The following is a 22,941-nucleotide window of genomic DNA, read 5'->3' as shown; positions in this document are numbered from 1 at the left end:
TGCCGGCCAATCGCCGTGTTAGTGGCGGCCGACCGCGCGGCCCATTCGCCCGCGATCGGCCCCGCTATTCGGCCCGCTATTCGCCGATGTCGCCGACGTGGTCACACAACGCCGCGCGCCCGTCGGCAAGGTGGTAGGTGACACCGGCCACCGCGACCGTGCCGTCGGCGATCCGCTCGGCGATCGCCGTGGACCGCGACACCAGCTGCGCCACGGTTTCGCGTACGTGTCGCTCCACGAACTCCTCGACGCGGTTCAGGCCGTCACGGCGGCCCATCAGGATCGACGGCGCGACCCGCTCCACCACGTCGCGCACGAAACCGCCCGGGATGGATCCCTCTTCGATCGCGCCCAGGGCGGCCTTGATCGCGCCGCAGCTGTCGTGACCCAGGACGACGATGAGGGGCACGTTGAGCACGCTCACCGCGAACTCGATGGAACCCAGGACCGCGGTGTCGATGGCCTGCCCGGCGGTGCGCACCACGAACATGTCGCCCAGGCCCTGGTCGAAGATGAGCTCGGCGGCGACCCGGCTGTCCGAGCAGCCGAACACGACCGCGGTGGGACTCTGCCCGGCGGCCAGGCTGGCTCGATGCTCAACACTTTGGCTGGGATGCTGCGGCTTACCGGCGACGAATCGCTCGTTACCCTCTTTGAGTGACTTCCACGCTGTTACCGGACTGGTGTTAGGCATGGCTGCCATCATGCCGGAACAAGCAACGCCGGGTCCGGCATACATATCAGTTACCAATCTTTTGGCCTGGTACGAGACCTCACGCCGCGACCTGCCCTGGCGCGAACCCGGGGTGAGCGCCTGGCAGATCCTGGTCAGCGAGTTCATGTTGCAGCAGACGCCGGTGGCCCGGGTGTTGCCGATCTGGTCGGATTGGGTGCGGCGCTGGCCGACCCCGTCGGCGACGGCCGCGGCCAGCGCCGCGGACGTGTTGCGCGCCTGGGGCAAGCTCGGTTATCCGCGGCGGGCCAAGCGATTACACGAGTGCGCCACCGTGATCGCGCGCGATCACGACGACGTCGTCCCCGATGACGTCGATACCCTGCTGACGCTGCCCGGCGTCGGCAGCTACACCGCGCGCGCCGTCGCCTGCTTCGCCTATCGCCGGCGGGTGCCGGTGGTCGACACCAACGTGCGCCGGGTGGTGGCGCGCGTCGTGCACGGCCTGGCCGACGCGGGCGCGCCGTCCGCGACCCGCGACCACGGCGACGTGTCGGCTCTGCTACCCGACGACGCGACCGCACCGCAGTTCTCGGTCGCGCTGATGGAGCTGGGAGCGACGGTGTGCACCGCGCGCACCCCGCGATGCGGGCTGTGCCCGCTGGGCCAATGCGCCTGGCGGCGCGCGGGTTATCCCGCCGCGCAAGGACCGCCGCGACGCGTCCAGACCTATGCCGGCACCGACCGCCAGGTTCGCGGCCGCCTGCTGGATGTGTTGCGCGCCAAGGATTCCCCGGCCAGTCGGGCCGAGCTGGACGTGGCGTGGCTGACCGACACCGCGCAGCGCGACCGGGCGCTGTATTCGCTGCTCGCCGACGGCCTGGTGACACAGACCCGCGACGGCCGGTTCGCGTTGGCCGGCGAGGGGTAGCGGATCAGGCCCGCGGATGCGGCGCGGCCAGGAAAGCCTGCACCGCTTCGCGGTATTGGCCGGGCGCTTCGTCGTGGATCAGGTGACCCGCTTGCGGAACACGCAAATACGTTGCGGCATCGCCGCTTTCGGCCATCTGCCGCATCTGGCCCGGCGGGGTGACCGAGTTGCCGGCCTCGATGAGCAGCGACGGGGCGCGCACCGCCCGCCACTGCGCCCAGTAGTCGCGGGTGCCCCACTCCGCGGCGATCTCGATCCATCGTGAGGTGTGACCGTGCAGCCGCCACCCGGTTTCGGTGCGGTCGAACGCCTCCAGGAAATACTGCCCGGCGACGGGCCCGAATTCGGCGAATACCTGCTCCGCGGAATCGAATTCGACCGGAAGCGCGTGCAGCCAAGGCTCCCACGGGCCGGTGGTGCGGCCGCGGAAGTCTGGAGCCATGTCCTCGAGCACCAGCGCGGAAACCAGTTCGGGGCGCTGCGCGGCCAGGCACCACGCGTGCAGGGCACCCATCGAATGCCCGACGATCCTGGCTCGACCGCCCAACTCGCCCACCGCGTCACCCAGGTCGGCCACGAACCGCTCGGTGCTGATCGGGTGCGGATCGTCGACGTCGCGTCCCCGATGCCATGGCGCGTCGTAGCTGTAGACGGTGCCCAAGCGGGTCAGCCACGGCAGTTGACGCGTCCACGTGGTCCCGCGCCCCATCAGGCCGTGCACCAGCACCAACGGCTCGCCGCGTCCCCCGTGACGCGTCAACAAATCGCCGGGCATGCCACCATCTTGCGTGGACCGCCCTAGTTGAACGGCGCGGGGGGCGGGGTAGCCTAGCGGCATGCCGCCTGTGGTGAAGATCAACGCAATCGAAGTTCCCGCCGACGCCGGCCCCGAACTGGAGAAGCGGTTCGCCCACCGCGCGCACGCGGTGGAGAATCAGCCCGGCTTCCTCGGCTTCCAGTTGCTGCGCCCGGTCCAGGGCGAGGAGCGCTACTTCGTGGTGACGCACTGGGAGTCCGACGAGGCGTTCCAGGCGTGGGCGAAGGGTCCGGCCATCGAGGCCCACGCCGGCCATCGGGCCAACCCGGTGGCGACCGGGGCGTCCCTGCTGGAATTCGAGGTTGTGCTGGACGTTGCCGCAAACAAGCAGGCTGGCTAGCGGGCGGTCGGCCTGGCGCCGCGCGCTGGCGCTGAGCGCCGCCACCACACTGATCGTCACCTCGGCGCCCGGCTGCGCCCCCTCCCCCTCACCGCAGGCGAACGCGGCAAATCCGGGACGGCAGATCGACACCCGGACCCCGCCCGGCATTCGCGCCCAGCAGACGTTGGACATGCTCAACTCGGACTGGCCCATCGGGCCGGTCGGGGTCGGCACGCTGGCCGCCGCCGACAAGGTCGAGTCGGTGCAGACCACCATGGAGGCGCTGTGGTGGGATCGCCCGTTCACCCTCGACGGCGTCGACATCGGTGCGAGCGTGGCCACGCTTCACCTGACGTCGTCCTACGGTGCCCGCCAAGACATCCGGATCCACACCGACGACGGCGGGTGGGTGGACCGGTTCGACCTGGACACCCGGGCGCCGACGGTCAAGTCGTGGCAGGACATCGACGCGGTGCTGAGCAAGACCGGCGCGCGCTACTCCTATCAGGTCGCCAAGGTCGACGACGGCCACTGCAACCCGGTGGCGGGCACCAACGCCCGCGAATCCCTGCCGCTGGCATCGATTTTCAAGCTGTACGTGTTGCATGCCCTGGCCAGCGCCATCAAGAACGGCACGGTGTCCTGGGATGACCAACTGACCGTCACCGACAAGAGCCGGGCCGTCGGCTCGTCGGGTTTGGCGCTGCCCGCCGGGGCCCACGTCTCGGTTCGCAAGGCCGCCGAGAAGATGATCGCCACCAGCGACAATATGGCCACCGATCTGCTGATCGGAAAGTTGGGCACGCAGGCCATCTCCGAAGCGCTCGCCACGGCCGGCCATCACGACCCGGCCAGCATGACGCCCTTCCCCACCATGTACGAGCTTTTCTCGGTCGGCTGGGGCAGACCCGACCTGCGCGGCCAATGGGAGCACGGGTCCCCCCAGGTGCGGGCCCAACTGCTTCAGCAGGCGAATTCCACGCCGTACGACCCGGATCCGATGCGCGCCCACTCACCCGCGTCCTCGTACGGCGCGGAGTGGTACGGCAACGCCGAGGACATCTGCCGGGTCCACGCGGCGCTGCAGGCCGACGCCGTCGGCGAGGCCGCGCCGGTGCGCGAAATCCTCTCCGCGGTGGCGGGTATCCAGCTGGACCGCAACGTGTGGCCCTACATCGGCGCGAAAGCCGGTGGCCTGCCGGGTGATTTGACGTTCAGCTGGTATGCCGTCGACAAGACGCGGCAGCCCTGGGTGGTCAGCTTCCAGCTGACCTGGCCGCGCGACCACGGGCCGACCGTGACCGGCTGGATGCTGCAGGTCGCCAAGCAGGCCTTCGCGTTGATCGCGCCGCGATAGCGCCGGCGCCGCGAGAACCGCTCGCTACTGCGGGTCCGGCCCCTGCGGCGCGGCGTGCGCCCCGGCCTTGGCCAGGTCCGGCTCGGCCGGCGGCTTGCGGGTGCCGGTGAAGGTGAACTTCGCGTCCTCGCCGGCGCTCTCGCCGTCCCAGTTGTCGACGTCGACCGTGACAACCTGGCCGGGACCGACCTCCTCGAAGAGGATCTTCTCCGAGAGCTGGTCCTCGATCTCGCGCTGGATGGTGCGCCGCAGCGGACGGGCACCCAGCACGGGGTCGAAGCCGCGCTTGGCCAGCAATGCCTTGGCCTTGTCGGTCAGCTCCATCGCCATGTCCTTGCTCTTGAGCTGGTTGCCGACGCGCTGGATCATCAGATCGACCATCCGGATGATCTCGTCGCGGGTCAGCTGGTGGAAGACGATGATGTCGTCGATGCGGTTGAGGAACTCCGGGCGGAAGTGCTTCTTCAGCTCGTCGTTGACCTTCTGCTTCATCCGCTCGTAGTTGTTCTCACCGCCACCCTGGGTGAAGCCCAGGCCGACCGGCTTGGAGATGTCGGACGTGCCGAGGTTCGAGGTGAAGATCAGCACGGTGTTCTTGAAGTCCACCGTGCGTCCCTGACCGTCGGTGAGCCGACCGTCCTCGAGGACCTGCAGCAGGCTGTTGTAGATCTCCTGGTGCGCCTTCTCGATCTCGTCGAACAGCACCACGGAGAACGGCTTGCGGCGCACCTTCTCGGTGAGCTGGCCGCCCTCCTCATAGCCGACGTATCCCGGCGGGGCGCCGAACAACCGCGACGCGGTGAACCGGTCGTGGAACTCGCCCATGTCGATCTGGATGAGCGCGTCGTCGTCGCCGAACAGGAAGTTCGCCAGCGCCTTGGACAGCTCGGTCTTACCGACACCGGACGGGCCGGCGAAGATGAACGAACCCGACGGGCGCTTGGGGTCTTTCAGCCCGGCGCGGGTGCGGCGGATCGCCTTGGAGACGGCCTTGACGGCGTCCTCCTGGCCGATGATCCGCTTGTGCAGCTCGTCCTCCATGCGCAGCAACCGCGTGGTCTCGGCCTCGGTGAGCTTGAACACCGGGATGCCCGTCCAGTTGCCCAGCACCTCGGCGATCTGCTCGTCGTCGACCTCGGCGACCACGTCGAGATCGCCGGAGCGCCACTGCTTTTCGCGCTCGGCGCGCTGGGCCACCAGCTGCTTCTCCCGATCCCGCAGGCTGGCCGCCTTCTCGAAGTCCTGGGCGTCGATCGCCGATTCCTTCTCCCGGCGCGCGTCGGCGATCTTCTCGTCGAACTCGCGCAGGTCTGGCGGCGCGGTCATCCGGCGGATCCGCATCCGGGCGCCCGCCTCGTCGATCAGGTCGATCGCCTTGTCCGGCAGGAACCGGTCGTTGATGTAGCGGTCGGCCAGGGTGGCCGCCGCGACCAGCGCCGGGTCGGTGATCGAGACCCGGTGGTGCGCCTCGTAGCGGTCGCGCAGGCCCTTGAGGATCTCGATGGTGTGCTCCACCGTCGGCTCCCCGACCTGCACCGGCTGGAAGCGGCGCTCCAGGGCGGCGTCCTTCTCGATGTACTTGCGGTACTCGTCGAGCGTGGTGGCGCCGATCGTCTGCAGCTCGCCGCGGGCCAGCTTGGGCTTGAGGATCGACGCGGCGTCGATCGCGCCCTCGGCGGCGCCCGCACCCACCAGGGTGTGCAGCTCGTCGATGAACAGGATGATGTCGCCGCGGGTGTTGATCTCCTTGAGCACCTTCTTGAGGCGTTCCTCGAAGTCACCGCGGTAGCGCGAGCCCGCGACCAGCGAGCCCAGGTCCAGCGTGTAGAGCTGCTTGTCCTTGAGTGTCTCCGGGACCTCGCCGTGCACGATGGCCTGCGCCAGGCCCTCGACGACGGCCGTCTTGCCGACGCCGGGCTCGCCGATCAGCACCGGGTTGTTCTTGGTGCGCCGGCTCAGCACCTGCATCACCCGCTCGATTTCCTTCTCGCGGCCGATGACCGGGTCCAGCTTGCCTTCCATCGCGGCGGCCGTCAGGTTGCGGCCGAACTGGTCGAGCACCAACGACGTCGAGGGGCTGCCGGACTCGCCACCGCGGCCACCGGTGCCCGCCTCGGCGGCCTCCTTGCCCTGGTAGCCACTCAGCAGCTGGATGACCTGCTGGCGCACCCGGGTCAGCTCCGCGCCCAGCTTCACCAGCACCTGCGCGGCCACGCCCTCACCCTCACGGATCAGGCCCAGCAGGATGTGCTCGGTGCCGATGTAGTTGTGGCCGAGCTGCAGCGCCTCGCGCAGGCTCAGCTCGAGAACCTTCTTGGCGCGCGGGGTGAACGGGATGTGGCCCGACGGCGCCTGCTGGCCCTGGCCGATGATCTCCTCGACCTGGCTGCGAACGCCCTCGAGCGAGATGCCCAGCGACTCCAGCGACTTCGCCGCGACGCCTTCGCCCTCGTGAATCAAACCCAGCAGGATGTGCTCGGTGCCGATGTAGTTGTGGTTGAGCATCCGGGCCTCTTCTTGCGCCAGGACGACGACCCTGCGGGCACGGTCGGTAAATCTTTCAAACATCGGGTTACCTGCTCTCCCTCAACATCGGTACAAACTAGTTAGCGGCCCTTCGAACAACCCTGCCGGTCCCCTGTGGCCGGAATCGCGTACCTGCCATCCACTGTAATGGTCGGCTTGCCGGCGGACCTAACCTTGTGCGGCCTCGTTCGCTGTCGACGCAACTCGGTCGTTCCGGCCCTGATCTCACTTGCGACTGCCTGGGGCTTTACCCGCCGTATCCCAAGAAACGTTGCAATGTCCCAATTCGTTTCCCGGGACGCCCGACCATCGTTTCGCGCCGAGCGAAATGACAAACCGGCGCCCGGGCTTGGGGCCCGGGCGCCGGTTTGAAGACTGTCAGGTTGCGGCGTGGAACGCGTCGATGACGTCGGCCGGGATGCGGCCGCGCGTCGACACGTTGTGCCCGTTCCGGCGAGCCCATTCGCGGATCGCCGCGCTCTGCTCACGGTCGATGGCGCCGCGCCCGCGTCCCGAGCCGGACCGCCCCCGCCGGCGGCCGCCGACGCGGCGACCGGCTTCCACCCACTGCTTCAGATCCCCGCGAAGTTTCGCGGCATTCTTGGACGAAAGATCAATCTCATAGGTCACCCCGTCAAGCCCGAATTCGACCGTTTCGTCGGCTGCGCCGGCACCGTCGAAATCATCGACCAAGGTGACGGTCACTTTTTTTGCCATTGGCTCACCCTCGCATTTCGTCCTGAGCAGTTGCTGAGCAGATTGGATCGACCTCCCCGGTCACCAATCTGCCATAACAACGCAGCATACTCAATCTGTACGGGCGTTGCAGGGTTGAGCTTTTCGACTACGAGTGTGGCCGAACAATGGGGAACAAAACTGTCTCCCGAATTGACAGTCCGGTCAATGTCATCAACAACCGGTCGATACCCATTCCCGTTCCGGTACATGGCGGCATCGCATACTCGAGTGCGGCAAGAAAATCCTCGTCGAGCACCATGGCCTCGTCGTCGCCGGCGGCCGCCGCGCGCGCTTGGGCGGCGAACCTCTCCCGCTGCACGACCGGGTCGTTCAATTCCGAGTAACCGGTGGCCAGCTCGACCCCGCGCACATACAGGTCCCACTTCTCGGTGACGCCGGCGATGCTGCGGTGCTGGCGCGTCAAAGGTGTTGTCTCGACCGGGAAGTCCCGCACGAACGTGGGTGCGACGAGCGCGTTGCCCACCGTGTGCTCCCACAGCTCCTCGACGATCTTTCCGTGTCCGTAACCACGGTCGCGCGGGATCTCGACGCCGAGGCGATCGGCGATGCCGAGCAGCTTTTCCACCGTCGCCTCCGGCGTGATCTCTTCACCGAGCGCCGACGACAACGACGGGTACATTTCGATCGAAGCCCATTCTCCGTCTATGTCGTAGACACTGCCGTCGGGCAGCGGTAGTTGTCGGGTTCCGATCGCCTCGTCGGCGACCTCTTGAATAAGCTCGCGCGTCACAACCGCCGAATCGTCATACGTTCCGTACGCCTGGTAGGTCTCGAGCATGGAGAATTCGGGAGAATGCGTGGAATCCGCACCTTCGTTTCGAAACACGCGATTTAGTTCGAAAACTCTGTCGAAACCGCCGACCACGCACCGCTTGAGGAACAGTTCCGGTGCGATCCTCAAGTAGAGATCGATGTCCAGCGCATTGGAATGTGTGATGAAGGGCCGCGCGGCCGCGCCGCCGGCGAGCGTCTGCAACATCGGGGTTTCGACTTCGAGAAAGCCGCGGCGCTCCAATGCGTTGCGGATGGCGCGGATGACCGCGATCCGCTGCCGGGCGACCGTGCGCGCCTGCGGGCGGACGATCAGGTCGACGTAGCGCTGCCGCACCCGCGCCTCTTCACTCATCTCCTTGTGCGCGACCGGTAGCGGACGCAACGACTTCGACGCCATCCGCCACGAATCGGCCAGCACGGACAATTCGCCGCGCCGTGAGCTGATCACGTTGCCGTGCACGTAGACGATGTCGCCCAGGTCGACGTCGGCCTTCCACGCGTCGAGGGATTCGCGGCCCACCTTGTCGAGGCTGACCATCACCTGCAGCGTGGTGCCGTCGCCCTCCTGCAGCGTGGCGAAGCAGAGCTTTCCCGAGTTGCGGGCGAAGATCACCCGGCCGGCGACGCCGACGACGTCGTCGGTCGCGGTGTCGACCGGCAGGTCGGGGTGGGCGGCGCGGACCTGCGCCAACGTGTGGGTGCGTTCGACGGCGACCGGGTAGGGGTCGCGCCCCTCGGCGAGCAGCCGAGCGCGCTTGTCCCGGCGGATCCGGTACTGCTCGGGAATATCTGGCTCGTCGGCACTCACGACGTGCCAGCTTAAATCAACTCTCGTGGTGCCCTTGACCGGCGGGCGCCCTAGCGGGCGGTCTTCAGCCGGCCGCGCTGGGCGTCGCGGTTGCGTTCGAAGACCAGCCGCAGGCCGTGCAGGGTCAGGTGCTGTTCGTAATGGCTGACGGTCTGCAGCTCGGGCAGCAGCAGGGGCGCGGTGTGTCCGGTGGCCACGATGGCGACGTCGTCACCGGCAAAGCCGTCCACGTCGTCACGGATGCGTCCGACCAGGCCGTCGACCAGACCGGCGAACCCGAACACCGCACCGGCCTGCATGCACTCGACCGTGTTCTTGCCGATCACCGAACGGGGCCGGGTCAGCTCGACGCGGCGCAGCGCGGCCGAGCGGGCCGCCGCGGCATCGGAGGAAACCTGCAGCCCGGGCGCGATCGCGCCGCCGAGGAATTCGCCCTTGGCCGACACGACGTCCACGCAGATCGAGGACCCGAAGTCGATGACGATGGCGGCCTGACCGAACTTGTGAAAGGCCGCCAGGCAGTTGACGATTCGGTCGGCGCCCACCTCTTTGGGGTTGTCCACCAGCAGCGGGATGCCGGTGCGCACCCCGGGCTCGATCAGCACGTGGGGCACCGACGGCCAGTACTGGTCGAGCATGAGCCGCACCTCGTGCAGCACCGAGGGGACGGTCGACAGCGCGGCGGCGCCGGTGAGCCGCTCGGAGTCGTCGCCGATCAATCCGTCGATGGTCAGCGCCAATTCATCCGCGGTGATCTCCGATTCGGTGCGGATCCGCCACTGCTGCACGACGTTTGCGTGCTCCTTGGCGCCCGATATGAGCCCGACGACGGTGTGGGTGTTACGGACGTCGATCGCCAGCAGCACGGCTACCGCGCAACGATCCGGGGATCCAGCAGCTCGGCCGCGTCTTCGGGCACGAACGCCGGGTCGTGGCCGAGGTCGACCGGTTTGTTGTCGGCGTCGACGAAGACGATCCGCGGCCGATACGCCCGGGCCTCCGCCTCCTCCATGGTCCCGTACGCGATCAGGATCACCAGGTCGCCCGGGTGGACGAGATGCGCTGCGGCACCGTTGATCCCGATCACGCCGCTGCCGCGTTCGCCGGTGATGGCGTAGGTGACGAGGCGGGCGCCGTTGTCGATGTCGACGATGGTCACCTGTTCGCCTTCGAGCAGGTCCGCCGCGTCCATCAGATCGGCGTCGATGGTCACCGAGCCCACGTAGTGCAGGTCGGCCTGCGTGACGGTGGCCCGGTGGATCTTCGACCTGAGCATCGTCCGTAGCATCAATTCCTCCAAGGTGATTGGGCGTATTCGTGATTGCCGTCCGGCCCTGAGGTGCCGGCGGGTGTTTCGATCTGCATTTCGATGTTGTCCAGCAGCCTGGTGGTGCCCAGCCGGGCGGCGACCAGCAGCCGGGCCGAACCGTGGGCGGGCGCCGGCCCGAGCCCGGCGTCGCGCAGCTCGAGGTAGTCGACCGTGAGCGCGGGGACGGCGTCGAGCACCGCGCGCGCCGCGTCCAGCGCGGCCGCGCCGCCGTGGTGCGCGGCGTGGGCGCCAGCAGTCAGCGCGGCCGAAAGCGTCACCGCCAGTTCGCGTTGCGTGGGGTCGAGGTAGCGGTTGCGCGACGACATCGCCAGGCCGTCGGATTCCCGGACGGTCGGCACCCCGACGACCTGGGCGTCGATGTTGAGGTCGGCGACCATCTGGCGGATCATCACCAGCTGCTGATAGTCCTTCTCGCCGAAGAAGATCCGGTCCGGGCGCACGATCTGCAGCAGCTTGCACACGACGGTGAGCACGCCCGCGAAATGGGTGGGCCGGTGGCGGCCCTCGAGCTCGGCGGCCAGCGGTCCGGGCTGCACCGTGGTGCGCAGCCCGTCGGGATACATCGCGGCGGCCGTTGGGGCGAAGACGATTTCGACGCCTTCTGCGCGCAGCAGCGCGAGGTCGTCGTCCATGGTGCGGGGATAGGCGTCGAGATCCTCACCGGCGCCGAATTGCAGGGGGTTGACGAAGATCGAGACCACGACCACCGAGCCGGGCACCCGCTTGGCCGCCCGCACCAACGCCAGATGGCCGTCGTGCAGCGCGCCCATGGTGGGCACCAGCATCACCCGGCGGCCGGTGTGGCGCAGGGCGCGGCTGACGTCGGTGACATCACGCGGGTTCGGGTACAGGTTGAGTTCGCCCGCCTTGAAGGCCGGGGGTTTTGCTCGGGTCATGGCGCCAGCACCTCCACGACGTCCTGGGGGGCGTGCGCGCGCTGCGCGGTTCGCAGGGCGTTCACCCGATACGCCTGCGCCAGTTCGGGTCCGACCCCGGCCAGGGCCGCCAGATGCCCGGCGACCGCGGCGGCGTCGCCGCGCGCGACCGGGCCGGTGAGCGCGGCCTGCCCGCGTTGCAGGGTGTTCTCCAGCGCCGCCCGGGCCAGCGGGCCGACGATGCGTTCGGCGATGCCGCCCGGCTGGTCGTCGACGGACTGTTGGCCGAGCAGCTCGCTGCCCCGCAGCGCGGCGCGCAGCGCCTCCAGGGCGTCGGCGAGCACGGTCACGATGTGGTTGCCCGCGTGGGCCAGCGCCGCGTGGTAGAGGACGCGGGCGTCCTCGGCGACGCAGAACGGCTCCCCGCCCATCTCCAGGACGAGCGATTGACCGATCGCGTACCCGACCTCGTCGGCCGCCGTGATGCCGAAGCAGGTGTCCGGCAGCCTGCTGATGTCCTCGTCGGAGCCGGTGAACGTCATGGCCGGGTGGATCGCCAGCGGGATGCAGCCCTGCGCGGCCAGCGGCGCCAGGACGCTCACCCCGTTGGCGCCGGACGTGTGGACCACGATGGTCCCGGGCCGCACGGCCGACGTCGCGGCCAGCCCGGATACCAGGCCGGCGAGTTCGCTGTCGGGAACCGCGAGCAGTAACAGCTCGGCGCCGGCGGCGACGTCGGGCGGCGTCGCCACCGGGGTGTCGGGCAGGCGGCGCTGCGCCCGCTGCCGCGACGCATGGGAGATGGCGCTGCACGCCACCACGACGTGGTCCGCGCGCTCCAGCGCGACACCGAGCGCGGTGCCCACCCGGCCGGCGGAGATGATTCCCACCTTGAGCCTGGCCGGGCGCAGACCGTCGAACTGCACCATCGCAGACGACCTCACAGATTTCTTGTTCGTTCCGGTCCCACCAGGTGGGTACCGTTCGGTCACCAAGACTCTAGTCGATCACCAGGCGTTTCCCAATGTGAGGAAGCTCCCAGCTCAGCCTTCGCGGCGGCGACGCCGGCCGCCCTCGGAGGGCTGCACCTGCAGGCGGGCCAGCAGGTCGGCCACCGACTGGCCGCCCGTGGCGGTGGTCTCTCCGGCGGCGCCGGCGTCCTCGCGCTGGGGATCACCGCCGTGCCGGGGCGTGTGCTCCGGTGCCGGCGGCGGCGCCAGCCGCGGCGGCGGGGGCGCGCCGGCGGGCGGGCCCTGCTGCACCGGGGGCTCGGGCGGCGGGGGCGGCGCCGGGGCCGGTGGCTCGGTGCCGGGGGCGAAACTGCGCACCCCGTAGTCGCGGTACTCCGCCGAATGGCGTGACCGTGCCCGGCGGCCGGACTCGGCGTAGGGCGGTTGGGGCAGGGGCTCGACGGGCAGGCCGTCCCAGGCTTCGTCTCGGTATTCGTCCCGGGCTTCGTCCCGAGGTTCGTCTCGGGACTCGTCGGGGCCCGAATGCCGGGCGCGCCGCCGCCCGCCCGCCGGTTCCCCGGGGGCGTCGGCGCCGGTCCAGTTGCTGCCCGGTGTCCCGGGTGGCAACCACTGGCCTTCCGCGGCCGTCGGCTGCCAGTCCTGGCGGTGCCGCTCCGCCCGGGGCGCAGGCTGTGGTTCGGGCTCCGGCGGAGCCTGCGGTTCGGGTTCGGGTTGCGGTGGCGGTTGCTGGCGGGGTTCGAACCGGGGCTCCGGCGGCGGTGGGGCGTAGGCCGGCTCCGGCGCCGGATACGCGGGTTCTTGGGGCGGTTCGTACTGGTAGCGGGGCCGTTCCCGACGGGGTGGCGGCGGTTGGCGGGGCGGCAGTAGGGGTTCTTCGGGGACGTCGATGATGGCCGTCTCGTCGGCGCGGCCGCGCGGGTTGTCCTGGGGCACCGAAGTGACCCGATCGCTGGGCACCCAATCGACGGGGTTGTCGCGGGGGGTCTCGCCGTTGCGATCCCACTCGCTGTAGGCGCGCTCCGGTTGCGGCTCGCTCTCGACGGTCCCGAGCGCGGGGCGGTGCGCGAGGTCGGTGTCGAACAGGATTTCCAGGCTGGTGCGCAAGGCGCTCAGCTCGGCGCGCAGTTCGGCCAGATCGTCGGCGGCCTGGGCGCGCAACTCGGAGGCCAGCTCGCGACGCAGCTGGGACTCCACGGTCAGTTCGTATTCGCGCCTGGCCGAGATCTCCCGGTCGAGCTGGAGGTCGTAGACCAGCTTGAGATCGCGGACGCGGGCTTGATCGGCGTCGCTTTGGCGGCGATAGAGCACGGAAACGAAGGCGCCGGCGACTGCGGCCCACAGCGCCAGGATTACAGCGAGCTTGAGGAGTTCCACCCGATTGGTGAAAACCAATGCGGAACTGGCACCTATCGCGAGGACCAGCAACGCGGTCAAGAGCACCCACCCCGGCCTGCGGCCGCCGCGCCGCACCCGGGCGCCGCGGGACAGAACGGTCATGGCCTGACTGTACCTGCGCGAGGTCAATCCGCGTGTCGCCCTACTCCGGCGATTCTCACCTGGGTTGATCCGCCGATCGATCGGCGCTAGGTTTCGGCGCCCTCGCCGCGCTCGGTCGGGTCGTACGGGGACTTGCAGCAATGTTGCAGCCACAGCGCGGCGACCACCAATGCCAGCGCGCTGATGGCCGCCACCACCGTTCCGGTGGTGTCCTCGGCGGCGGCCCGCAGCCAGGACCGGCGCGGCAGGAAGTACACCAGCAGTCCCACCCACCAGCCCAGCATCAACGCCCCCACCCAGGCCGACGCCTTGGCGACCATCAGGCTGCGTGCCACCGCAAGCGGATGCAACCTGCCCCGACCGGGGCCGATTTCGCCGTCGGCGATCTTGGCGCGCACGTAGCGCGCCCACAGCGCCTCGCCGATGGCCACCGCCAGCAACGACAGGCCGGTCAACACCGTGATCGGGGGAAACCACCGGTACAGGCCGTTGACCAGCAGGTAACCCAGCACGGCGGCGCCGACCACCGCGGCCGTCAGGTCACGCTTGCGGGTGGGCCCCATCAGGTTGTGAGCTCGAGCGTCAGGTCGGAGCGCCGTACGGCGGCACGGTCGGCGGGCTCCAGTTCGGCCAGCAACTGCGCGACGGGACGCGGCCCTTCGGCGACCGTCAGCCGAGCGTCCGGGTCGACCGCCAGCCAGGGGATCAGCACGAAGGCCCGCAAATGGGCCAGCGGATGCGGGAGCGTCAGGTTGTTCTCCCGCGAGGTCACCTCAGCTTGCCCGTAACAGGCGATCAGGTCGACGTCGAGGGTGCGCGGCCCCCAGCGCTCGCCGCGGACCCTGCCCGCCGCGCGCTCGAACTCCTGCGCCCGGGCCAGCCAGCCCTGCCCGTCGCAGGCCGGGTCGTCGGCGATCAGCACCGCGTTCAGGAACGGCGCCTGATCGACCCGGCCCCAGGGGTCGGTCTCGTACACCGGTGACACGGCGAGCACCGCGTCCCCCAGCCCGTCGACGACCGACTGCAACCGCGCCAGCCGGTCCCCCAGGTTGGACCCGATGGACAACACCACTCTGGTCATCCGCGCCACTCCTCGATCCCGGCTCCGCACAGGACCGAGCCGGCATCATCGTCGTCAACACGCGTCATAACGGCACCACCGAACCCCGGCCACCGCGCCGGGACCGCCGCACCACCACCGAGACGTCGGCGAACTGCTGCGGGATCGGGGCCTGCGGCTTGTGCACCACCACCTCGACGGCGTGCACGCGTTCGTCGTCCATCACCTCATCGGCGATCTGGGCGGCGACGGTCTCGATCAGGTTTCGCGCGGGTCCCGCCACGACGTCGGCCGCCAGCCGGGCCAGCGCGCCGTAGTCGTAGGTGTCGGTCAGGTCGTCGGTGGCGGCGGCCGACGCCAGATCGATCCACACGGTGACGTCGACGACGAAGTCCTGCCCGCTCGCGCGTTCGTGGTCGAAAACCCCGTGTTGCCCGCGAACCTTCAACCCGCGCAACTCGATTCGATCAGCCATCGTGTTCAGCCAGCCCAGTGTGCGTCTCGTCGTTCCACGCCGCCACGACCTTGAGCGCATCGACCGTGGCGCGCACATCGTGCACCCGTACCCCCCAGGCCCCGTGCAGCGCGGCGAGCGCGGAAATCACCGCGGTCGCCGTCTCACGCCCGTCGGGGGGCCGCGGCGAACCGTCGGGCCCGGCCAGCAACGTACCGAGGAACCGTTTGCGCGACGCGCCCAGCAGCACCGGGATCCCGGTGGCGACCAATCGCGGCAGCGCATGCAGCAGCGCCCAATTGTGTTGTCCCGTCTTGGCGAATCCCAGCCCCGGATCGATCATCAGCTGAGCGGGATCGACACCGGCGGACACCGCGGCGTCGACACTGGCAAGCAACTCGGCGCGCACCTCGGCGACCACGTCACGATAGTCCGGGGCCGCGTGCGGACGCTGCGCCGACACGGAGCGCCAATGCATCAGCACCCAAGGCACTTTCGCCTCGGCCAGCAGCGGCGCCATGGCGGGATCGGCCCGGCCGCCGGACACGTCGTTGACGATCCGCGCGCCGCTGCACAGCGCCGCCCGCGCGACGTCGGCGTGCATGGTATCGATGCTCACCGTAATGCCTTGCGAGGAAAGCTCTTTGACCACGGGGACGACCCGGGAGGCCTCGACACGGGCGTCGACGCGCGTGGCACCGGGACGGGTGGATTCTCCCCCGACGTCGACGATGTCGGCGCCGTCGGCGGCCAGCGCCAATCCGTGTGCCACGGCTTTGTCGGGGTCGAGATAGCGGCCGCCGTCGGAGAACGAATCGTCAGTGACGTTCAGAACTCCCATTACCTGCACAGGCGCCAGGCTCACTTCCGCAGGATGAGGTCGAGCGCCTCGGCTCGAGAAGCGGCGTTCGTTTTGAATATTCCGCGCACCGCCGAGGTCGTGGTCGTCGCTCCGGGCTTGCGGACACCGCGCATCGCCATGCACAGGTGCTCGGCCTCGACCACGACGATCACACCGCGCGGATTGAGCTTTTTCACAAGGGCGTCGGCGATTTGGCTGGTGAGCCGTTCCTGCACCTGGGGCCGCTTGGCGTACAGATCGACCAGTCGCGCGATCTTCGACAGGCCGGTGACCCTGCCGTCGTTGCCCGGGATGTAGCCGACGTGGGCCACCCCGTGGAACGACACCAGGTGGTGTTCGCACGTGGAGTACAGCGGGATTTCCTTGACCAGCACCAACTCGTCGTGATCCTCGTCGAACATGGTGTTCAACACGCTGTCCGGATCGGTGTAGAGCCCGGCGAACATCTCCCGGTAGGCGCGGGCGACGCGGGCCGGGGTTTCCCGCAGCCCGTGCCGGTCCGGGTCTTCGCCGATCGCGCACAGCAACTCGCGGACCGCGGCCTCGGCACGGTCCTGGTCGAAGACCCGCATCTTGGACATCGCGGTGTCCGGCTCCAAACCGCTTAAAGCCATCGAATCCTCCGTTTGCTCAGCCGTGGGCCGGCGGATTGGACCGGCTCACGTCGTCATCCTGCCGGTCGGGCGAGCCACCCTCCTGGGCGGGCTGTCCCGGTGGGGGATACGGCGGGTACGGCGGGTACGACGGCTGCGCCTGGCCCTGCTGGCCGGAACGACCCTGCCCGCCCGGATAGCCCTGCTGGTGGCCGGCGTGGCCCTGCTGACCGGGATAGGGCTGCGGGCCCGGATAACTGGGCGCCGGTTGCTGCCAATAGGGCTGCTGTGGCGGCTGCGCCGGCGGATGCCAATAGTTCGGCTGCTGCTGCGGTTGCTGCGCTTGCGGCGGCCATCCCGGCGCGCGCCAGCCCGCCGGCGCGCCGTAGTCCGGCTGGGTGGGCCCGTGCGGCGCACCCTTACCGCTGGCCTGACCGCCGTGAGAACCGTTGCCGCCGTTGGCGTTTCGGTCGGCCTCCAGCCGTGCCGCTTCGCTGGCCCGCGCGATGGCCGCCTTGAACGCCGGCTCGGGGGTGGGCGGCGGCCACGGCTCGCCACGCTCGATGGCCAGCTCGCCGGGGGTCTTGATGGGCGGCTTGTCCGACGGGATGCGGCCACCGAAATCGTCGAACATGGTGAGCCGCGGGCGCTTTTCGACGCCCGAGAAGATGCTTTCCAGTTCGGCCCGGTGCAGGGTTTCCTTTTCCAGCAGCTCGCCGGCGAGGGTGTCGAGGATGTCGCGGTATTCGGTGAGGATTTCCCACGCCTCGGTGTGCGCGGCCTCGATCAGCTTGCGGATCTCGTCGTCGATGTCGCGGGCGACCTCGTGCGAATAGTCCGCCTGCGTTCCCATGGTGCGGCCCAGGAACGGGTCGCCGTGTTCCGAACCGTATTTGACCGCACCGAGTTTGGAGCTCATCCCGAATTCGGTGACCATGGCACGCGCGATCTTGGTGGCCTGCTCGATGTCCGACACCGCGCCGGTGGTCGGCTCCCGGAAGACCAGCTCCTCCGCGGCGCGCCCGCCCATGGCAAACACCAACTGCGCGATCATCTCCGAGCGGGTCCGCAGCCCCTTGTCTTCCTCCGGCACCGCCACCGCGTGCCCGCCGGTGCGGCCTCGCGCCAGGATCGTCACCTTGTAGATCGGCTCGATGTCGGGCATCGCCCAGGCCGCCAGGGTGTGGCCGCCTTCGTGGTAGGCGGTGATCTTCTTTTCCTGCTCGCTGATGATGCGGCCCTTGCGGCGCGGGCCGCCGATCACCCGGTCCACCGCCTCTTCCAGGGCGGCGCTGGTGATGACGGTGCCGTTCTCCCGGGCCGTGAGCAACGCCGCCTCGTTGATGACGTTGGCCAGGTCGGCGCCGGTCATGCCGACGGTCCGCTTGGCCAGCCCGGCGAGGTCGGCATCCGGGCCGATCGGCTTGCCCTTGGAGTGCACCTCCAGCACCGCCTTGCGGCCCGCCAGGTCCGGGTTGGACACCGGGATCTGCCGGTCGAAGCGGCCGGGCCGCAGCAGCGCCGGGTCCAGGATGTCGGGCCGGTTGGTGGCCGCGATCAGGATCACGCCGGCCCGCGGGTCGAACCCGTCCATTTCGACCAGCAACTGGTTCAGCGTCTGCTCGCGCTCGTCGTGCCCGCCGCCCAGGCCCGCGCCGCGCTGGCGGCCAACGGCGTCGATCTCGTCGACGAAGATGATGCACGGGTTGTTCTGTTTGGCCTGGTCGAACAGGTCGCGTACCCGGGACGCACCGACACCGACGAACATCTCGACGAAGTCTGAGCCGGAGATGGTGAAGAACGGGACGCCGGCCTCGCCCGCCACCGCGCGGGCGAGCAGCGTCTTGCCGGTCCCGGGCGGACCGTAGAGCAGCACGCCCCGGGGGATCTTGGCGCCCAGCGCCTGATAGCGACCGGGGTTCTGCAGGAAGTCCTTGATCTCGTAAAGCTCCTCGACCGCCTCGTCGACGCCGGCGACGTCGGCGAACGTGGTCTTGGGCATGTCCTTGGAGAGCTGCTTGGCGCGCGATTTGCCGAACCCGAAGCCCATCCGGGCGCCGCCCTGCATGCGGGAGAACATCACGAACAGCCCGACCAGCAGCAGCAGCGGCAGGACGTAGACCAGCAGCTCGCCCAGGATGCTGCCCTGGTTGACGACGGTGCTGACCTTCGCGTTCTTGGCGGTCAGCGCGTTGAAGAGGTCGACCGCATACCCGCTCGGGTATTTGGTGATGACCTTGTCGGAGTTGTCCGTGTCGCCATTGCCCTTCTTCAGGGTCAGGCGCAGCTGCTGCTCGCGATCGTCGATTTGCGCGCTTTTGACGTTGTCGCCGTTGATCTGGGACATCGCCACGGACGTGTCGACGGGCTTATAGCCGCGAGTGTCGTCGCTGAAATAGAAGAACGACCAGCCGAGCAGCACCACGACAGCAATCGCCGTGATGGTGCGAATAACGTTTTTCCGGTTCATCAATCATCGGCCTTGCCGGCCAGGTCCTTCCCCGATATACACGCAGCTGGAAAAGTCCAGGCTACCGCCTGTGGCGATCGCCAGCTCCGGCAGCGCCGGGGCGCAGCGGGTCGCCACCATCTGCTCCGCGGCGATCGCCAGCTCCGGCAGCGCCGGGGCGCAGCGGGTCGCCACCACCCTGTTCAGTTAACGACGGGCGGTTCCCGCGTCGCGTCACTCGTAGTAGCGCGCCTCGACCACATTCCCGTCGGGATCGGCGAAATAGAATCCCTGCGGCGCCCAGCCCCGCGCGCCGAAGCTGTGGTTCAGCCGCGCGGTGGTGTCCACGCCCTCGGCCTGCAGGCGCGCGTCGAGCGCGTCGTATTCGGCCTTCGACAGGGCAAGGCACACGTGGTTGACCGGTTGGCCGGCGCTTCCTTCGGCCACCGCGGACGACACCGCGCCGGAAGCCATCTCGAGTGGCATCAGGTCGATGATCGAATCCTCGGACACCCGCACGCTGGGGAAAGGCGCCTCGGCGGCCTCGAACTCGGCGAATCGCACCGGTGCCAGCCCGACCACCCTCGAATAGAAGTCCATCGCCGCGCGCGGATCCTTCGTCCACAGAACTACGTGGTCCAATCGCATGCACAAATTATGCTGCGCGGGGCCAAAGAGACCCTTCTCAGTGCGCAACCGTTGTGCTTTGGTGAGACGGTGCCCCCAACCCAACGGTTAGTAGATACCAATGGTGTGCGGCTGCGGGTGACCGAAGCGGGCGACCGCGGCGCACCCGTGGTGATCCTGGCCCACGGCTTTCCCGAACTGGCCTACTCCTGGCGCCACCAGATAGACGTCCTCGCGCACGCCGGCTACCACGTGCTGGCGCCCGATCAGCGCGGCTACGGCGGTTCGGATCGCCCGGATGCCGTCGAGGCGTACGACATTCACCAGTTGACGGGAGACCTGGTCGGTCTGCTCGACGACGTCGGCGCCGAGCGTGCCGTGTGGATCGGCCACGACTGGGGCGCCGCCGTGGTGTGGAACGCCCCGCTGCTGCACCCCGACCGGGTAGCGGCCGTCGCCGCGCTCAGCGTGCCCGTGACGCCGCGCCCGCACGTGGCGCCGACGAAGGCGTGGCGAAAGATGTTCGGCGAGAACTTCTTCTACATCCTCTACTTCCAGGAGGCCGGTGTCGCCGACGCCGAATTGAACGCCGATCCCGCCCGGGTGATCCGTCGCATGATGGGCAGCCTGCGAACCGACGGCAAGGATGCGCTGGTGCGGATGGCCAGCCCCGGTCCGGAAGGTTTCGTCGAACGCCTTGGCGAACCGGACGGCCTGCCGGACTGGATAAGCCAGGACGAGCTCGACCACTACGTCGCCGAATTCTCGCGGACCGGCTTCACCGGCGGCCTGAACTGGTATCGCAATTTCGACCGCAACTGGGAGACCACGCCCGAACTCGACGACGTCAAGATTTCGGTCCCGTGTCTGTTCATCGGTGGGACGGCCGATCCCGTCCTGTCGTTCACCCGTGCCGACCGCGCTGCGGAGGCGATTTCCGGGCCGTACCAATAGGTGATGATCGACGGCGCCGGGCATTGGCTGCAGCAGGAGCGCCCCGGCGAGGTGAATGCGGCCTTACTGGAATTCCTCAACGGATTGGAGCTTTGATGAGTGCGCCCCTGCGTTTCGGTGTCTTTATCACCCCATTTCACCCCGTCGGCCAATCCCCAACGGTCGCACTCGAGTACGACATGGAACGCGTCGTCGCGCTGGATCGGCTCGGGTTCGACGAAGCGTGGTTCGGCGAACACCACTCGGGCGGCTACGAGCTGATCGCCTGTCCGGAGGTATTCATCGCCGCGGCGGCCGAGCGGACCAAACACATCCGGCTGGGCACGGGAGTGGTCTCGCTGCCCTATCACCACCCGCTGATGGTCGCCGATCGGTGGGTGCTGCTGGATCACCTGACCCGCGGCCGGGTCATGTTCGGAACCGGGCCCGGCGCGCTGCCGTCGGACGCCTACATGATGGGCATCGATCCCGTCGAACAGCGACCGATGATGCAGGAATCCCTCGAGGCCATCCTGGCGCTGTTCCGGGCCGCACCCACCGAACGGATCGACCGCCACTCCGATTGGTTCACCCTGCGCGACGCGCAGTTGCACATCCGGCCCTACACCTGGCCTTACCCCGAAATATCCACGGCGGCAATGATTTCGCCGTCCGGTCCGCGGCTGGCCGGCGCGCTGGGCACCTCGCTGCTGTCGCTGTCGATGTCGGTGCCCGGCGGCTACGCGGCGCTGGAAACCACCTGGGACGTGGTGCGCGAGCAGGCCGAAAAGGCCGGACGGGGCGAGCCGGACCGCGGCAACTGGCGCGTCCTGAGCATCATGCACATCGCCGACAGCCGCGAGCAGGCCATCGACGATTGCACTTACGGGCTGCAGGATTTCGCGAATTACTTCGGCGCCGCCGGGTTCGTCCCGCTGGCCAACAGCGTGGAAGGCACCCAGACGCCACACGAGTTCGTCGCGGACTACGCGGCCAAGGGGAATTGCTGCATCGGCACGCCCGAGGACGCCATCGCCCACATCGAAGACCTGCTCGACCGCTCCGGCGGCTTCGGCACCCTGCTGATGCTCGGCCATGACTGGGCATCACCCGAGGCGACGTACCGTTGCTATGATCTGATGGCGCGCAAGGTGATTCCCCACTTCAAACGTCAACTCGACGCGTCCCGCGCATCCCACGACTGGGCCAGAGGTAAACGTGACCAGTTGATCGGCCGGGCCGGCGAGGCCGTGGTCAAGGCCATCACCGAGCACGTCGACGAACAGAAAGACGCGGTGCACTGATGCGCGCGTCGGTGTTGCGCGACGGCCGGATGGTCTACCGCGACGACGTGCCCGACCCGATCCCCGAAGCCGGGCAGGTGCTCGTCGGCGTGCGGGCATGCGGAATCTGCGGCAGCGACCTGCATTTCGCCGCCCACGGCGCCCAGGTGCTGGAAATGACCGAACGGGCGGCCGGTGGCGGCGGTGGCATGCACGTCGACCTGGACCACGACATCTTCATGGGTCACGAATTCAGCGCCGAGATACTCGAAGCGGGCCCCGACACCGAGACCCATCCACCGGGCACCCTGGTCACCTCGCTGCCGGTGCTGTTGTCCGCCAAGGGCGTCGAGCCAATTGTGTACAGCAACAGCACAATCGGCGGCTACTCCGAACGGATGCTGTTGTCCGCGCCGCTGCTGCTGCCCGTCCCCAATGGCCTGGACTCCAAACACGCAGCAATGACTGAACCCATGGCGGTGGGATTGCATGCCGTCAACAAGTCCAACGTCGCGCCCGGGGAGACGGCCCTGGTACTGGGCTGCGGCCCGATCGGGATCGCCATCGTCGCCGCCCTTCGGTCCAAGGGCGTCGAAACCATTGTGGCGGCGGACTTTTCACCGAAGCGACGGGAGCTCGCCACCGCGATGGGAGCTCACCAGACGCTGGATCCGGCGCAGGGGTCGCCCTTCGACAGTGTCAAGCCCGCGGTGGTGTTCGAGGCCGTCGGGGTGCCAGGCATCATCGACGACGTGCTGCTCCGCGCGCGGCCGGGCACCCGACTGGTGGTCGCCGGGGTGTGCATGCAACCGGACACCGTGCATCCCTTCTTCGCGATCGCCAAAGAGATCAACGTGCAGTTCGTGCTCGCCTACACCCCCGACGAGTTCGGCGACTCGTTGCGCGCGCTGGCCGACGGCGACATCGACGTCAGCCCGCTGATCACCGGCGAGGTGGGCCTGGATGCGGTCGGGGCGGCGTTCGACGACCTGGCCGACCCCGAGCGGCACTGCAAGGTTCTCGTCACGCCCTGAAACTTG

Annotated in this window: 23 protein-coding genes and 1 pseudogene; 7 read left to right on the top strand and 17 right to left on the bottom strand. The window is 68.7% G+C overall.

From position 1 onward, the window contains the following. Positions 1 to 76 precede the first annotated feature (76 nt). Positions 77 to 694 carry a carbonic anhydrase gene (locus W7S_RS02315; RefSeq protein ID WP_008263518.1) on the bottom strand — a complete coding sequence of 206 codons (618 nt, stop codon included), beginning with the start codon at positions 692 to 694 and terminating at the stop codon, positions 77 to 79. Between W7S_RS02315 and W7S_RS02310 the strand changes: the two genes are divergently transcribed. Next, positions 693 to 1,604, top strand: coding sequence for an A/G-specific adenine glycosylase (locus tag W7S_RS02310; protein WP_008263517.1), 912 nt, complete (start codon positions 693 to 695; stop codon positions 1,602 to 1,604). The genes W7S_RS02315 and W7S_RS02310 overlap by 2 nt on opposite strands. 4 nt (positions 1,605 to 1,608) lie before the next feature. Here W7S_RS02310 and W7S_RS02305 read toward each other — a convergent pair whose 3' ends face one another. Further along, the gene (locus tag W7S_RS02305) at positions 1,609 to 2,379 is read right to left on the bottom strand and encodes an alpha/beta fold hydrolase (protein WP_014710850.1); all 771 of its coding nucleotides are present in this window, start codon (positions 2,377 to 2,379) and stop codon (positions 1,609 to 1,611) included. A 61-nt stretch (positions 2,380 to 2,440) separates the two neighbouring features. On the opposite strand from W7S_RS02305, the gene mhuD reads away from it, so the two are divergent. After that, positions 2,441 to 2,761 (top strand): mycobilin-forming heme oxygenase MhuD, encoded by a 321-nt coding sequence (gene mhuD, locus W7S_RS02300; RefSeq protein WP_036454488.1) that lies wholly within the window; start codon positions 2,441 to 2,443, stop codon positions 2,759 to 2,761. Continuing rightward, positions 2,736 to 4,100, top strand: a complete 1,365-nt coding sequence (locus tag W7S_RS02295) for a serine hydrolase (RefSeq protein WP_014710848.1) — start codon at positions 2,736 to 2,738, stop codon at positions 4,098 to 4,100. Before mhuD ends, W7S_RS02295 begins: the two co-directional genes overlap by 26 nt. A 24-nt stretch (positions 4,101 to 4,124) precedes the next feature. Here the strand turns inward: W7S_RS02295 and clpC1 are convergent, their stop codons facing one another. The 14 genes from clpC1 to ftsH all read right to left on the bottom strand — a co-directional run bounded on the left by clpC1 (position 4,125) and on the right by ftsH (position 19,079). Then, positions 4,125 to 6,668 carry an ATP-dependent protease ATP-binding subunit ClpC gene (gene clpC1 / locus W7S_RS02290; protein WP_008263504.1) on the bottom strand — a complete coding sequence of 848 codons (2,544 nt, stop codon included), beginning with the start codon at positions 6,666 to 6,668 and terminating at the stop codon, positions 4,125 to 4,127. A gap of 336 nt (positions 6,669 to 7,004) precedes the next feature. Beyond that, positions 7,005 to 7,343, bottom strand: a complete 339-nt coding sequence (gene lsr2, locus W7S_RS02285) for a histone-like nucleoid-structuring protein Lsr2 (protein ID WP_008263502.1) — start codon at positions 7,341 to 7,343, stop codon at positions 7,005 to 7,007. 127 nt (positions 7,344 to 7,470) lie between these two features. Then, a complete protein-coding gene (gene lysS / locus W7S_RS02280; RefSeq protein WP_008263500.1) occupies positions 7,471 to 8,967 on the bottom strand; it encodes a lysine--tRNA ligase in 1,497 nt (498 codons plus the stop codon). 50 nt (positions 8,968 to 9,017) lie between these two features. Continuing rightward, positions 9,018 to 9,833, bottom strand: a complete 816-nt coding sequence (locus tag W7S_RS02275; RefSeq protein WP_008263499.1) for a type III pantothenate kinase — start codon at positions 9,831 to 9,833, stop codon at positions 9,018 to 9,020. Positions 9,834 to 9,835: 2 nt separating this feature from the next. Beyond that, positions 9,836 to 10,255 carry an aspartate 1-decarboxylase gene (gene panD, locus W7S_RS02270; RefSeq protein ID WP_008263496.1) on the bottom strand — a complete coding sequence of 140 codons (420 nt, stop codon included), beginning with the start codon at positions 10,253 to 10,255 and terminating at the stop codon, positions 9,836 to 9,838. Then, positions 10,255 to 11,193 carry a pantoate--beta-alanine ligase gene (gene panC, locus W7S_RS02265; protein ID WP_008263493.1) on the bottom strand — a complete coding sequence of 313 codons (939 nt, stop codon included), beginning with the start codon at positions 11,191 to 11,193 and terminating at the stop codon, positions 10,255 to 10,257. The genes panD and panC overlap by 1 nt, the downstream gene beginning before the upstream one ends. Continuing rightward, entirely contained in the window at positions 11,190 to 12,101 is a 912-nt protein-coding gene (locus W7S_RS02260) for a Rossmann-like and DUF2520 domain-containing protein (protein ID WP_008263492.1), read from the bottom strand. The genes panC and W7S_RS02260 overlap by 4 nt, the downstream gene beginning before the upstream one ends. A gap of 114 nt (positions 12,102 to 12,215) precedes the next feature. Beyond that, entirely contained in the window at positions 12,216 to 13,640 is a 1,425-nt protein-coding gene (locus W7S_RS02255) for a DUF6779 domain-containing protein (protein ID WP_014381726.1), read from the bottom strand. Positions 13,641 to 13,726: 86 nt separating this feature from the next. Further along, on the bottom strand, positions 13,727 to 14,203 hold the full coding sequence (locus W7S_RS02250) for a DUF3180 domain-containing protein (protein WP_008263488.1): 477 nt from the start codon (positions 14,201 to 14,203) through the stop codon (positions 13,727 to 13,729). After that, on the bottom strand, positions 14,203 to 14,721 hold the full coding sequence (folK, locus tag W7S_RS02245) for a 2-amino-4-hydroxy-6-hydroxymethyldihydropteridine diphosphokinase (RefSeq protein WP_008263487.1): 519 nt from the start codon (positions 14,719 to 14,721) through the stop codon (positions 14,203 to 14,205). The genes W7S_RS02250 and folK overlap by 1 nt, the downstream gene beginning before the upstream one ends. Positions 14,722 to 14,785: 64 nt before the next feature. Beyond that, positions 14,786 to 15,175, bottom strand: a complete 390-nt coding sequence (gene folB / locus W7S_RS02240; protein ID WP_008263472.1) for a dihydroneopterin aldolase — start codon at positions 15,173 to 15,175, stop codon at positions 14,786 to 14,788. Continuing rightward, the gene (folP, locus tag W7S_RS02235) at positions 15,168 to 16,019 is read right to left on the bottom strand and encodes a dihydropteroate synthase (protein WP_085976422.1); all 852 of its coding nucleotides are present in this window, start codon (positions 16,017 to 16,019) and stop codon (positions 15,168 to 15,170) included. Before folP ends, folB begins: the two co-directional genes overlap by 8 nt. Continuing rightward, positions 16,016 to 16,630, bottom strand: a complete 615-nt coding sequence (gene folE / locus W7S_RS02230) for a GTP cyclohydrolase I FolE (protein WP_036458135.1) — start codon at positions 16,628 to 16,630, stop codon at positions 16,016 to 16,018. Before folE ends, folP begins: the two co-directional genes overlap by 4 nt. Positions 16,631 to 16,646: 16 nt before the next feature. After that, on the bottom strand, positions 16,647 to 19,079 hold the full coding sequence (gene ftsH / locus W7S_RS02225; protein WP_014378980.1) for an ATP-dependent zinc metalloprotease FtsH: 2,433 nt from the start codon (positions 19,077 to 19,079) through the stop codon (positions 16,647 to 16,649). A gap of 70 nt (positions 19,080 to 19,149) precedes the next feature. On the opposite strand from ftsH, the gene W7S_RS02220 reads away from it, so the two are divergent. Continuing rightward, positions 19,150 to 19,269: a hypothetical protein gene (locus tag W7S_RS02220; RefSeq protein ID WP_014381724.1), complete on the top strand. Its 120-nt coding sequence runs from the start codon at positions 19,150 to 19,152 to the stop codon at positions 19,267 to 19,269. A gap of 23 nt (positions 19,270 to 19,292) precedes the next feature. Here the strand turns inward: W7S_RS02220 and W7S_RS02215 are convergent, their stop codons facing one another. Further along, the gene (locus W7S_RS02215) at positions 19,293 to 19,706 is read right to left on the bottom strand and encodes a VOC family protein (protein ID WP_036454483.1); all 414 of its coding nucleotides are present in this window, start codon (positions 19,704 to 19,706) and stop codon (positions 19,293 to 19,295) included. Positions 19,707 to 19,757: 51 nt separating this feature from the next. Here W7S_RS02215 and W7S_RS02210 point away from each other — a divergent pair. From W7S_RS02210 to W7S_RS02200, 3 genes and pseudogenes are all read left to right on the top strand, one after another. Further along, positions 19,758 to 20,735, top strand: a pseudogene (locus W7S_RS02210) (alpha/beta fold hydrolase). Next, on the top strand, positions 20,735 to 21,922 hold the full coding sequence (locus W7S_RS02205; protein ID WP_014710846.1) for an LLM class flavin-dependent oxidoreductase: 1,188 nt from the start codon (positions 20,735 to 20,737) through the stop codon (positions 21,920 to 21,922). The pseudogene W7S_RS02210 and the gene W7S_RS02205 overlap by 1 nt, the downstream one beginning before the upstream one ends. Then, positions 21,922 to 22,935, top strand: coding sequence for a zinc-binding dehydrogenase (locus tag W7S_RS02200; RefSeq protein ID WP_014710845.1), 1,014 nt, complete (start codon positions 21,922 to 21,924; stop codon positions 22,933 to 22,935). Before W7S_RS02205 ends, W7S_RS02200 begins: the two co-directional genes overlap by 1 nt. Positions 22,936 to 22,941 lie beyond the last annotated feature (6 nt).

The organism is Mycobacterium sp. MOTT36Y, assembly GCF_000262165.1.
GTDB classification, from domain to species: Bacteria; Actinomycetota; Actinomycetes; order Mycobacteriales; family Mycobacteriaceae; genus Mycobacterium; species Mycobacterium intracellulare.
Note: the sequence above shows the minus strand (reverse complement) of the source record. Positions and strands in the feature narration are given on the sequence as shown.